We start from the raw sequence: 12,848 nt of genomic DNA on the forward strand, positions 1-12,848 counted from the left end.
ATGCGACATCTAGTCCGGATTCTCTGCGCGCTGCTGCTGGTGGCGAATGTCGGAACAGCGATGGCCGCGGGTACCTTCCAGCGCGGCGTCAATCTGAGCCGATGGCTGGATACCTACGCCAAGCTGCCGATGTCGGATCAGGAGTTGCGCGACTTGCGCGCCGCGGGATTCGATCACGTGCGCCTGCCGATCGATCCCGTCGCGCTGGGATGGTCGCCGGAGCAGGGACCGGGTCTGCGCGATGCGCCGAAGTTGCGCGCGGCGATCGCCGCCGTGCTGGCCGCGGACCTGGATGTCATCGTCGACATGCATCCGGAGCCCGGGATTCAACAGCCGATCATCGAAGACGAGCATGCCGACGACTTCGTGGCCTTGTGGACCTGGTTGGCCACGCAGCTCAAACACACGCCGTCCAATCGCGTGGCTTTGGAGTTGCTCAATGAGCCGCAGTACAGCGGATTCGGCGGTTCGATCCGGTGGAGCCGATACCAGAAGCGTCTGCTGCAGGCGGTGCGCGCCGTGCTGCCGCGGCATCAGGTCATCGTCAGCGGCCGTCAGACCGGTTCGCTGGAAGGGCTGCTCGAACTGTCTCCACTCGCTGATGCAAACCTGATCTACAGCTTCCATTTCTATCTTCCGGGCATCTTCACGCATCAAGGCGCGGACTGGATGCGGGACGTGCCCTGGACCACAGCGGGGCATTGGCGCAACGTGCGCTATCCGTCCATGTTGGCGATGTTGTTGCTCCCGCACATGGACGGGACCGGCGACCGGAGGCAGGCAAGGGAAGAAATCTTCCAGTATTTCAAGACCGGTTGGGACCGCAGGGAAATCGCGGCGCAGTGGCGGCCGCTGGTGGAGTGGGCGCGGAAATACCCGGGCGTGCGCATTCGTCTGGGCGAGTTCGGCGTGATTCGCGCCGGTGTCGATCCGCTGTCGCGTTACCTCTGGATCGCGGACGTGCGTTCGCAGGCGGAAGCCAATGGCTGGGGCTGGACGCTATGGGACTACGGCGCCAATTTCGGTATCACCACTCGCAGCAATGACAACGGCATGCCGCGCGGTGTGCTGGAACCACAAGCGCTCTCCGCACTCGGGTTGGGCCGGCACCGGCGATGAATATCGCACTGGCCAATGCCGGAGTCATGCATCGGCGCGCGGTGTACGCGCTGACGCTGCTCGCCTTGGCGGTCTACATGACGCTGGCATCGCCGGCATTGACGGCATTGGGCATTCCTTATTCGTCGTCCAACGGCAGCATCGTCTTCAAGTTGCATCCGGGAACCTACCTGCTTTGGCTGACCTTGGCGTTGTCGTTGTTCGCCGAGGGAAATCCGTTGACGGCGCTGGTCAGGCGCCTGCGCGAGATGCCGCTGCTGGTCGCTTATGCCTCCGGCATCGCAGTGGCCTGCCTTTACTCGTTGTCGCGTTACGGCATGTCCGGAATGGCTTTCTACGTCGACACGTTGACGATGCCGGCGGTGATCGTATTGATCCTGTGCCGCTTCGATCAGGCGCAATTGCGGGGCGTCTTCCGTCTGATGCTGTCGCTATTGGTGATCAATGCGGTGATTGCCCTCGGGGAAGCCGCGGTGCGGCGGACACTGATCCCGTTCAGCATTGGCGACGCGGTCGTGACCTTCAACAGCGGCAGCGACTTTCGCGCCACGGCACTGCTCGGACATCCGCTCGAGAACGCACTGGTGACCAGCGTCATGCTGCTGGCGGCGCTGGATGTGCCGATGCTGGCCATGCGTCGGCTGGGGATCAGTATTTTGTTCGTATTGTCGCTGCTGGCGTTCGGCGGTCGTACCAGCTTCCTGTTGAGCACGATCGTGTTGCTGGCGTACGCGACGGTGCGATGCTTGTGGGGCCTGCGGACAGGCAAGTACAGCTATTTCCGAACCGTTGGCGTGTTGACCGTCGTGGTATTGGCGTCGCCGGTGGCGACAGCATTGGTGTGGGCGAGCGGCTTGGGCGAGCGCGTGTTGAGCAAGCTGTATCTGGACGACAGCGCGGAGGTGCGCCTGCGCATCTACGATGTCTTCGACTACATCGATGCCTCGGGGCTGTTCTTCGGCTTGTCTCCCGAAAGGATCCAGCTCGTGTCCGCCTGGATCGGGCTGGACCCGACCTTCGAGACGATCGAGAACTTTTGGCTGTTGATGCTGCTGCAGCTCGGCGTGTTCGTCTTCATCGTGTTTTGCGCGGGATTGCTGAGCGGCATGCTGCTGCTCTGGCGGCGCAGCGGTCTGGGAGGGCGTCTGGCGCTGTTCGTGTTCTTGCTTACCGCGTCGACGACCAACTCGCTCGCGTCCAAGAGCAGTTCGCTCACCGAGTTGTTCGCGATCCTGTATTGCCTGGCTGCCTTCGCCGTTCCCACCGTCATGTCGGGTGGCACGCGCGGCACCGGAATTCGTCCTTCCTTCCGCACGGCGACGATCTGATGAACGCCATCCATCTCCTGCCGCTGGAGGAAGAAGCTTCGGCCGAACGGCAGAAGCGTGCCTTGTTCCTGATCAACGGCGAGCACTATGCCGGCGCAGAGCGCGTACAGGATCTGCTCGCGCTGCATCTGCCTTCGTTCGGATGGCGGGTCGACTTCGTCTGCCTGAAGCCGCGCGCGTTCGCGGATGCGCGCGAGGCGCGTGGCAGCAATGTGATCGACTTGCCGATGCGCTCGCATTTTGATCTGGCGCCGGTACGCGAAGTCGCGCACCTGCTGCGACAAGGCGGTTACGACGTGCTGCATACGCACACCGTTCGGTCCCTGTTGATCGGCTATTTCGCATCGGGCCGCTCCGGGAAACCGATGGTGCATCACGTCCATAGCCGCACCGATCGCGATACCGAGAACGCGCGTCGCAACGCATTCAACAGCATGGTCCAGCGTTTTGGACTGCGCCGTGCACGGCGTCTGATCGCGGTATCAGGTAGCACGGGCGAGTACCTGCGGGAGCTCGGCTACGAAGATTCGCGCATCAGCGTGATTCCCAATGGAGTGCCGTCCGCGAAGGTGGCGCGGGACTGGCATGCACCACGGTCGACGTGGACGATCGGAATGGCGGCATTGTTCCGGCCGCGCAAGGGCGTCGAAGTATTGATCGAGGCGTTGGCGGCCTTGCATGCACAAGGGCGTCCAGTGCGCTTGCGTGCGGTCGGTGGTTTCGAGAACGAAGCCTATCGTCAGCAGGTATTGGCCTTCGCCGAGGCCAAGGGTGTGTCGGCGCTGATCGATTGGACAGGATTTACCCGCGATGTCACCGGAGAGTTGGCCAGGATGGATCTGTTCGTGGTGCCGAGCCTGTATGGCGAAGGATTGCCGATGGTGATGCTCGAGGCGATGGCGGCCGGGTTGCCGGTGGTGGCGAGTAGCAACGAGGGCATGCCGGAAGTGCTCGATTACGGTGCCACGGGCGTCCTGGTGCCGCCCGGCGACGTCGTGGCGTTGACGCGGGCGCTCGATCGGCTGATCGAAAGTCCGGACCACGCCCGTGTCCTGTCGCAAGCCGGGTTGCAACGGCAGCGCGAACGTTATTCCGAAACGGCGATGGCGAGGCAAGTCGCGGCGGTCTACCGCGAACTGTGTCAGCAGTCATCGCATCAAGAAAATCGCAGGAAGGCGGGATGAATCCGCTTGCATCGGCACCCAGCATCGCCTTTCTTCTGGGCGTTCCGTTTCATGACGTCAGCATGGAGGAGACGCTCTCGCACATCGACGGGATGATCCAAGCCGGCAAACCGGGATACCTGGCCACGGCCAATCTCGATTTCGCCGAGCAGGCGAGCCGCGATGTGGAATTGCAGCGCATCCTTTTCGATGCCGATCTGGTGTTGTGCGATGGGACGCCACTGGTCTGGATCTCGCGCTGGTTCGGCGCCGGGCTGCGGGAGCGCGTGGCAGGCGCAGACTTGTTGCCGGAACTGTTCGCGCATGCGGCAGACAAGGGGTATCGCGTGTTCTTTCTCGGCGGCACGGAAGATGTCCTGGAAGCCGCTCGCAAGAAGATGGAGGACGCGCATCCCGATCTCGTGATCTGCGGTACGTACTCGCCGCCTTTCTCCGGGCTGATGGACATGGACGACGAGCAGATCCGTCAACGTGTCGTGGAAGCCCGGCCGGATCTTCTTCTGGTCGCGTTCGGTTGTCCGAAACAGGAGAAGTGGATCTATCGCAACTATCGCGCGCTGGGCGTGCCGTGTTCGATCGGAATCGGTGCCAGCCTCGACTTCGTCGCGGGAAAATTCAAGCGTGCTCCGGTGTGGATGCGCAAGGCCGGGTTGGAGTGGCTGTTCCGATGGCTGCAGGAACCCAAGCGCCTGTTCAAGCGCTACGCCCGGGACTTGGCGTTCCTGGCGCATATGCTGCCGAAGCAGCAATGGATGTCACTTCGCATGCCGTGGACGGCGCAGTCCTCACCGCCGGATCCCGCGGGGCTGGATGCGGCGGAATATCTGAGTTGGCGCGGCGCGATCGATACGTCGGCCGTATCGCAGAACAAGTTGCAGCAACCCGCCAACCGCGACAAGTCTTCCATCCTGCTCGATTTGTCTGCCGCCACTGTTATCGATAGCGCCGGGCTTGGGGCGCTGGTCGAATTGAACAGGAAAACCGAGCAGGCGGGCGGGCAACTTGTGGTCTATCGGCCGGCTCCGCCCGTGGCCGAGGTCATGCATTTGCTCAACATCGATCGGCTGATCCAGATCGCTCCGGACGATGCCACGGCGAGCGCGTTGTTGAAGCAGGGCGGACATGCCTTGTCCAGCCAGTTTCACCATGACGGGGCGAATCGGAATCTGCTCTGCACATTGCAGGGCGTGCTGACGGAGCGGACCTTGGCCGGGCAGCACGAGAACGTTTTTCGGCAGTGGGCGCAGGCACACGATGCCGTCACGTTGGCGTTCGATCTGTCGGCGATTCGGTTTATGGACAGCAGTGGTCTGGAATTCCTGCTGGGATGCGTCGAGATGGCGAAGCAGCGTCCAGGAGGGTCGTGCCGTATCGACGGCATCAGCCCGAATGCATTGAACGTGATCGGACTGGCCGGGCTTGAAGGCAGTTTCGGCCTGGGCAAGACAGTGCGAAGCCGGGGCGATTCCGGAAAACGCCGTGAGCGGGATATGCCGAGGATGGAAGCCCGGGAACTCGAAGCTGCGGTACGCAATGGAGCCGTAGGAAATAAGACAGGAGTTTTACAAGTGTCTTCGAATGTGGAGTGCGGCGAGGCGACATTCCCGGCAGCCAGCGGCTATCTGGTGAATCTGCTGCAGCGTATCGATCAGGCGATCGGTGTCGTTCCCGGCAGACTCGTGCAATTCATCGCGGCCGGGCGTTGCGAGGGTGTGAGTTCCATCGCCGGGAGTTACGCCGCGGCGTCTGCGCAAATGTATCGACGCAAGGTACTGCTGTTGTCGGACGAATTCGGCGGCCAAGAGGAGATCGCCTTGCCCGATCTGGCGCAAGGCGATGGGTTTGCGGAAGTGGTTTCCCGCGCTGCCGGCGTCACGCGGATGTGCCTGCTCAGTCGCAACGCCGGATACGAAAGCAGCTATGCGGTCCTGGCCGACGGGAACGCGTGGAAGCGGCTGTGCTCGTCGTTCGATGAAGTGGTGATCGACGCCAAATCACCGTTCGCGATGCTGTTGGCGCCTCGTGCCGACGGCGTGGTCGTCGTGATCGAAGCCGACGCCACGCCCGCATCGGCGGCGCGCAAGTTGCTCGAAGACCTCGCGGCGGTGAACGCCAAGGTGCTGGGCACCATTCTCAACAAGCAGCGCTCCTATTTGCCGCGGGTGTTGCGTGAGCGTTTCTGAGACAAGGCGGGATTTCAGGCTCGTCGTGCTGTTGCCCGCCGGGCAGGGGCGCGTTTGGCAAGCGCGAGCCGCGCAGGTATTAGCCGCGTTTCCGGGCATTGAGGTGCAGGTTTGCCATGTGGATGTCGACTCCGCTGGCGAAGACAGGGATTGGACCGAGTGCGCGAGGGCGATGCCGGAACTGCGCGAGATCCCCATGCCGCCAGCCGACGAGGTGCCGCGAGGGATGCATTGGAATGTCGTCGTGGATCTCGCCGGTGTTGAGTCTTCCGAGGTGGAGGCATGGAAAGCGCGAGGCCGGCACGGCCTCTGGCAGCCACGCGATGCGCAAGGCAGGCATCTGGCGGATGCCTTCGCCTGTCATGCGTCGATCTGTTCCGGAAGTGGCGGCGAACTGTTTCTGGTGCGCAATGGCGTGGATGTGCTCAATACGGTTCGCTTCCATGCGAGTCCGGACTATCGGCGCTCCTTGACGCGGTTGTACGCGCAGACCGAGTGGTTGATCAAGGGCGCGCTGCGCCCCTTGTTGCTGGGCGGCGGAAGAGCGATTGCGACGAAATTCTCGCCGCGCCCGGCGCCGAGTCGATTGCGACGCAAGCTGCAAGGCAGGGCAGGTGCCGTGCGCGCGCGGCTGCGTCGGATCGCCGCGAAATGCTTGAGCGAGAACTGGATGATCGGAGTCATCGAGGCGCCGATCCACAGTCTATTGTCGTCGTCGTCACAACCGAAAGTGAAATGGCTCGGCAAGCGCGCCTCAACTCACTATCACGCCGACCCGTTCGGGATTCCCGGGCAGACGAACAAGCTGTATTGCGAGACATTCGACTACCACAACGGTGATGGACGCATCGAACTGCTCGAACTGGATGGGCGGGATGCCATCGAAGCCATCGCGCCGGCTTCCTTGCCGCTGTCCGGACATTTGTCCTATCCGTATTTGTTCAATCATGAGGGGCGTCTCTACGGCATTCCCGAGACGGCGAAACAGCGACACTGCAAGCTCTACGAGATCGACGGTAACGGGCACTGGCACTTCGTCACCACGCTGTTGGAAGACGTCGCCGCCGCCGATGCCACGCTGTTCTTCTGGGATGGGTTGTTCTGGCTGGCCTACACCGATATCGCGCTAGGCGAATTCGACAACCTGTGCCTGAGCTGGTCGCGGAATCTGACCGGTCCATGGCAGCCGCACGCCGGCAATCCGGTCAAGATCGATCACCGCAACTCGCGCTCGGCCGGAACGCCGTTCGTGCACGATGGTGTGCTGTACCGACCCGCGCAAGATTGTAGGTCCGCCTATGGGCAGGCGACGGTGATCAACAGGGTGGTGCAGTGCACGCCGTATCAGTATCTGGAAGAGCCCGTGCGGCGCCTCTGTCCTGATCCGTTCGGAGCCAATCCCCATGGCCTGCATACGCTTTCGGCCTGGGGTAGCCGCACTTTGGTCGACGGCAAGCGCTATGTGATGAATCTGCATGAGCTGCGTCGCAAGATCAATCGCAGGTTGCGAGGACGTGGGAGGGCCGACGAGGGGCTGGTGCCGAAGCTCGCCGGCAAGGATACGACCACCAATGAGCGCGCTGGCCCGCTCTGGAAGAACGTGCCGTGATCGACCGATTCTTGCCACGCACCGTCTTGTTCTATCTGCCCCAGATGAAGGTGGGCGGTGCCGAGATTTCATTGTTGCGTCTGGCGAAGGGGTTGCACGAGCGCGGCGTGCAAACTGCTTTCGTCACGCATCGCGCCGATGATGCCGCCCGCGCCTTGACGGGCGATATCGAACTGCTGTCCCTGGACGTGGATCGTTCGCTCGCGGCCTGGCATCGTCTCAGCGGCTTATTGCGCCAGCGCAGGCCGGACGTCCTGGTCTCGGCCCTGACGCATAGCAACATCATCGCCGCCGTCGCCGCGAAACTGTCCGGGACGCGGACGCGGGTGGTCGTCACCGAGCACGCGCCGGCATCCTCGATGCGTCAGCTCGATACCTCGCGAACGTATCGCATCACGCTGCAACTGGTGCCTTGGATCTATCGCCTCGCGGACGCGATCGTCGCGGTCTCCAAGGGCGTGTACAAGGATTTCCTGCCCATGCTTTCGACCAGCACCCAGCGAAGGCTCACGGTCATCCCCAATCCCGTGCTGCGTGCGAACTGGTGGATTCAATCGCAGGTGCAGATCAACGATCCCTGGTTTCGCGCGGGGGCACCGCCGGTGATCCTCTCGGTGGGGAGGCTCAGTCCCGAGAAGAATTTCAGTCTGCTGATCCGGTCATTCGCGCAGCTGCGGCCACAGGCGTCGCCGCCGCGTCTGGCGATCATCGGTGATGGCCCCGAACGGCCGGCATTGCAGAAGTTGATCGACAGACTCGGGCTCAGCGAGCGGGTGCGTCTTCTCGGACAGTGCGAAAACCCATTCGCCTACATGCGGCGTGCCGCCATGTTCGTGCTCGCATCGCGTTTCGAAGGGTTCGGCAACGTGTTGATCGAAGCGATGGCCTGCGGCATTCCCGTCATCAGCACCGATTGTCCGGTTGGCCCTCACGAGATCCTCGAGGGCGGTCGCTACGGCACGCTGGTCGCGACCGACGATGCGGATGCCCTGACGGAAGCCATCGAGGCACGGCTGCGGGATTTGCGGCCGGAACCGGAAGCAGTGGCGCGCGCGCTGGAATTCACCGCGGAGCGCAGCGTGGAGGATTACCTGGCGCTGTTCTCGCGCGTGGCGCGCAAGGCAGGGGGATATCGATGATGCAGAGTGTCGAGCAGCAATACGCCGCCAAGCCGGCGCCGCAGCGGAACAGCACGATCGACATCGCCAAGGGGTTAATGATCCTGCTGGTGGTGTTCGCCCACAATCCGCTGCTGCTCCAGTACGAGAGTGAACTGCAGCGGGTGATCTTTTCCTTTCCGCTGGCGTTGTTCTTCCTGGTCACGGGATTCTTCCTGAAAGCGGACGCGCCGATGCCCGCCTTCGTGCGTTCGCGTGCGTCTTCGCTGCTGAAGCCATTCTTCGTCGTATTGCTGGCATTGGCAGTGATGAAGGTGGGCAAGCAGGTTCTGCTGCCGCCGGAAGGCGAGAGTCCGTTGGGCCTGAAATATTTCGCCGGAATCCTGTACGGCACGGGCCCGACGATCGATTGGACGCCGCTCTGGTTCCTGCCCAGCCTGTTCGTCACCTCGGTCTTCAGCCTCGTGGTGCTGAAGCTGATCGGGAAGAGACCCAGGATCATCGTGGCGCTGGCGGCGGCGCTGATCGTGATCGGTGCCACGGTCGCCAGTCATTTCTGGAGCGGCGGACTCTGCACGGAATCGGCAAAGGCGGCGGCGATTCTTCCAGGGCTGCCTTGGAGCCTGGACCTGTTGCCCATCACTGCGTCCTTCATGCTGATCGGATACGTGCTGGGGCCGTGGGCGAGGTCGTTCGAGTTCAATGCGCTTGGATTCGTGTTGTCGTTGGCGGCTTTTATCGCCATGCACGTGTTCTTCAACGAGACGATGGATCTCAATTGCAGAATCTATGGGAACATTTTCGTTTCCACGATCCAGGCCTATGCAGGAAGCTATCTCGCGCTCAGCGTGTCTTCGTTGCTCGGGCGGGTTCCGGTGTGCAGGACCTTGTTGACCTACATCGGCACGGGAACGATCTTCATCTTGCTTTTTCATGTCTACATCGAGAACACGTCGATCCGTGTCCTGTCCGCCTACCTGACGAATCCTTATGCGATCGCGGCGCTGAGCTTCCTGGCGGCAAGCCTGGGTCCGTTGGTGATCATGGAAATCGCCAAACGCAGCGCGCTCCTGAGCGCGGCGCTACTTCCAAGGCAGCCGCAACGGCAGCGCGAAAGCCGGCCCGTCAACGACGCGGCGGGTTAGGAGCGAGCATGAAGGTGATGGTATGCGGCGGTGCGGGGTATATCGGCTCGCATACGGTCGTGGAGCTGATCGCGAGCGGACATGCGGTGGTCGTGGTCGACAGTCATGCCAATTCGTCTCCGAAGGCGCTCGAGCGCGTGGAACGCATCACCGGCGAGAAAGTGGAGAATGCGTGTGTGGATGTCCGTGACGCCGCCGCGCTCGCCGGCGTGTTTTCACGTCATGATTTCGATGCCGTGATCCACTTCGCGGCACTGAAGTCCGTCGGGGAATCCTGGCAGAAGCCGTTGACGTACTTCGACAACAACATCTCCGGCACCATCGTGCTGATGCAGGAGATGGCACGCGCGGGTGTGGGGAAGTTCGTGTTCAGTTCCTCCGCCACCGTGTACGGCGCGCCGGATTTCAGCCCGATCCCGGAATCGGCGGCGCTGCGAACCGCCAGTCCTTACGGGCGCACAAAACTGATCGCCGAGGAATTGATCGAAGAACTCAGCCATGTCGATCCGGGGTTCAAGGCCGCGGTACTGCGTTATTTCAATCCGGTCGGTGCCCACCAGAGTGGATTGATCGGAGAGGACCCGAGCGGAACTCCCAACAACCTCATGCCCTACATCTGCCAGGTGGCGGTGGGGCGGCGGCCATACCTGCAGATTTTCGGCAACGACTATCCCACGCGCGATGGCACCGGTGTGCGCGATTACGTGCATGTCGTCGATCTCGCGCGTGCGCATGTGCGAGCCGTCGAGCATCTTGGCAAGGGCGGGGAGACGTTCACCGTCAATCTCGGCACCGGATGCGGCCACAGCGTGCTGGAGGTCGTCGCCGCGTTCGAACGAGTCAGCGGTCGGCAGGTGCCGCTGTCCTATGCGCCGAGACGCGCGGGTGATGTCGCGGAGTATTTCGCCTCGCCCGAACTGGCGCGTCGTCTGCTGGGTTGGAAGGCGGAATACGATCTGGACAGGATGTGCGAGGACGCGTGGCGCTGGCAGTCGATGTCCCCCGACGGATACGTTTGATCGGAAGCGGACTCAATTTCCCGTTTGCTTGACCGGGAGCGCAGGGCTTTCTCCGGCTTGAATCGGCGGTCTGCTCTTCAAGCGAATCTTGAGCTCATGCTTGAGTCTGAGGAACGCGGCATAGGGCATCCCTTTCCAGGACAAGGCGGTCGTCAGCTCGTACAGCGGAAGTTCTTCGGGTCTGAAACCCTTCTTGTACGGGTAGTCGCCGATGGTGAAATCGAAATCCCGCACACCCTGCGCATGCAGTGCCGCCATCGTGCGTTCGATCACCAGACGGCCGGGCGAACAGTTGCGCCACTCGCCGCCAGCGTTGCCGATGCGGATCATCGCGTAATGATGATCGCGGCGCACGCCTAGCAGAGCACCGACGACTTCGTCGCCAGCGATCAATGCGCTCAGCACGGTATCGCCGGAAGCGAGGCCATCGACGATCAGGCGGCGATAGAAATCGCGATATCCCGGCTCGTCGAGGATATAGGCCCAGCCCTTGTTGGCGATCGCGCTGCGCTGATAGGTCTCAAGCGCGTCCATGATCCGTGTCGCGTCGGCGATGTCGGTGATCAGGCGGAATTCGGCATCCGGATGGCGGGTGAAGACGCGCCACGATCGCTCCAGCTCCTTGCGATGGGTCTTCTCGCGACTGAAACGCCAGGCATCGAAATCTCCATCGACCGTGACGAGGTTTCCGAACAGGGACGACGGACGCGTGCCGCGCAATCGCTGCAAGGGATTGGGCCGTCCGCCCACGAGCGCGGGCATCTTGTGAGCGCAAAACACGTCCGCGGATGGCAGCGCGCGTCGCAACGCCGCGAACATGGCGCGCACGTGTTCGGGGTCATCGGGACAATCGACAGCCAGCAGCGGAGCGACGTAGTCCGTGACACCGAGATCCGCGAACTCGATCCGGCGCAGCCCGCCACGGCGATGCAGCAGCAACGGCAGGGCCATCAATGGCCGGCCGTCATCACGACGCACGATGCTGGCAAACAAAGGCTGCCGGCCGGGTTGCGCGCCAAGCGTGGCATACCAGGCAGTGAGCCATCGCGGCGTCTGGAACAAACCAGCCGTGAGATCGCCAGCCGCGATCCATTCGTGCCAGCGGACGATGGCGGAGGCGGGATTGGTGTCGACTGTCGCGAGATAACAATCGACGGTCGAAGGACTCACGCCGCGTGTCCTTCGTTCGCCAGTGCCGAACCGAGGTCGATGATGCCGCCTGGAGTATCGGGGTCGAGGCGGAAATCGATCGGACGGGCGTGCTTCCGCAGCACGTCCAGGCGGCCGCTGCGACGCCACAACGCTTGCAATGCGGTCTTGGCATGGAAAGCACCGCCCGTGATCGCGCGCGATCGCGGCGCGTGGCCGAAGTTGTGGCGCAGGATGCCGTTGGCGAGATTGACGATGTGCTTGCGGCGGATGTCCTGGGTCCAGTATTCCAAGGTCATCGAGACGTTGAGGCAGTCGTGGTTCTCGATCCGGTGCGGTGCATTGAGCGGCCAGAATAGTCCCTGGCCCGGCTCCAGTTCGAAGACTTCCGCTTCCGCGTCGAAAGCGGGGTCATAGCGCAGCCCGACTTCCAGTTGTTTGAGCGCGATGTTCTCCAATCCTTCCTCGGTGAGGAAAGGCGCGCGCGGCGGATAGATGTAGATGCGCTTCCTGCCCTGCAGTTGCAGCAGGCCCTGGCCGGGCAGATCGGCGTGGTAGTAGACCTGCGCGCCCGGGGAGGACACCAGGATGCCCATGAGGTGGTCGTAGCTGGAAACCGGCGGCGCCAGCGCGTGCGCTTCCGTGAAAATTCCGGTCACCAGCTCGCGCAGCTGTGGAACCACTTCGGGAGCATTGCGCAGGTTCAACCACAGCCTGCCGTGCTCGATCGCATCCAGTACTTGCTGGCCGGAGAGCGCGCCGATATCGCCTTCGCGCCAGACCCGTCTGCCTCCCGCGCCTTGTTCGCCCATGTGCACGATGGCGTAATGCTCGCGTGGATAGCGTTCGATCAGAGCGGAGAGGCCGTCGCGCGCGAAGCGCGGGTCGAGGTGCAGGCGGTGCTGGAACAGATGCGGCCGCAACTGCCACTGTCGTGGCGAATCGGCGCTCAGCGAGGTCAGCGGGACGCTTGTGCTGTTAGCCATGAACCTTC

At 62.6% G+C, this 12,848-nt stretch carries 10 protein-coding genes; 8 read left to right on the forward strand and 2 right to left on the reverse strand.

What is annotated here, in order from left to right; translation table 11 throughout:
* The 8 genes from LG367_RS05325 to galE all read left to right on the forward strand — a co-directional run bounded on the left by LG367_RS05325 (position 1) and on the right by galE (position 10,705).
* Positions 1-1,119, forward strand: coding sequence for a glycoside hydrolase family 5 protein (locus LG367_RS05325; RefSeq protein ID WP_226468194.1), 1,119 nt, complete (start codon positions 1-3; stop codon positions 1,117-1,119).
* Complete coding sequence (locus tag LG367_RS05330) at positions 1,116-2,447, forward strand: VpsF family polysaccharide biosynthesis protein (protein ID WP_226468195.1); 1,332 nt, start codon at positions 1,116-1,118, stop codon at positions 2,445-2,447. The genes LG367_RS05325 and LG367_RS05330 overlap by 4 nt, the downstream gene beginning before the upstream one ends.
* The gene (locus LG367_RS05335; RefSeq protein WP_226468196.1) at positions 2,447-3,631 is read left to right on the forward strand and encodes a glycosyltransferase family 4 protein; all 1,185 of its coding nucleotides are present in this window, start codon (positions 2,447-2,449) and stop codon (positions 3,629-3,631) included. The genes LG367_RS05330 and LG367_RS05335 overlap by 1 nt, the downstream gene beginning before the upstream one ends.
* A 164-nt stretch (positions 3,632-3,795) precedes the next feature.
* Positions 3,796-5,814 (forward strand): WecB/TagA/CpsF family glycosyltransferase, encoded by a 2,019-nt coding sequence (locus tag LG367_RS05340; RefSeq protein WP_226468197.1) that lies wholly within the window; start codon positions 3,796-3,798, stop codon positions 5,812-5,814.
* Between the two features lie 196 nt (positions 5,815-6,010).
* Entirely contained in the window at positions 6,011-7,423 is a 1,413-nt protein-coding gene (locus LG367_RS05345; protein ID WP_226468198.1) for a glucosamine inositolphosphorylceramide transferase family protein, read from the forward strand.
* The gene (locus tag LG367_RS05350) at positions 7,420-8,562 is read left to right on the forward strand and encodes a glycosyltransferase (protein WP_226468199.1); all 1,143 of its coding nucleotides are present in this window, start codon (positions 7,420-7,422) and stop codon (positions 8,560-8,562) included. Before LG367_RS05345 ends, LG367_RS05350 begins: the two co-directional genes overlap by 4 nt.
* On the forward strand, positions 8,559-9,686 hold the full coding sequence (locus tag LG367_RS05355) for an acyltransferase family protein (RefSeq protein WP_226468200.1): 1,128 nt from the start codon (positions 8,559-8,561) through the stop codon (positions 9,684-9,686). Before LG367_RS05350 ends, LG367_RS05355 begins: the two co-directional genes overlap by 4 nt.
* Before the next feature lie 8 nt (positions 9,687-9,694).
* Positions 9,695-10,705 (forward strand): UDP-glucose 4-epimerase GalE, encoded by a 1,011-nt coding sequence (gene galE / locus LG367_RS05360; RefSeq protein WP_226468201.1) that lies wholly within the window; start codon positions 9,695-9,697, stop codon positions 10,703-10,705.
* A gap of 12 nt (positions 10,706-10,717) precedes the next feature.
* Here galE and LG367_RS18610 read toward each other — a convergent pair whose 3' ends face one another.
* Positions 10,718-11,875 carry a GNAT family N-acetyltransferase gene (locus tag LG367_RS18610; RefSeq protein ID WP_226468202.1) on the reverse strand — a complete coding sequence of 386 codons (1,158 nt, stop codon included), beginning with the start codon at positions 11,873-11,875 and terminating at the stop codon, positions 10,718-10,720.
* Positions 11,872-12,840, reverse strand: a complete 969-nt coding sequence (locus LG367_RS05370) for a cupin domain-containing protein (protein ID WP_226468203.1) — start codon at positions 12,838-12,840, stop codon at positions 11,872-11,874. The genes LG367_RS18610 and LG367_RS05370 overlap by 4 nt, the downstream gene beginning before the upstream one ends.
* Between the last annotated feature and the right edge of the window lie 8 nt (positions 12,841-12,848).

Source organism: Luteimonas panaciterrae (genome assembly GCF_020511115.1).
In the GTDB taxonomy this organism is placed as follows: domain Bacteria; phylum Pseudomonadota; class Gammaproteobacteria; order Xanthomonadales; family Xanthomonadaceae; genus Luteimonas; species Luteimonas panaciterrae.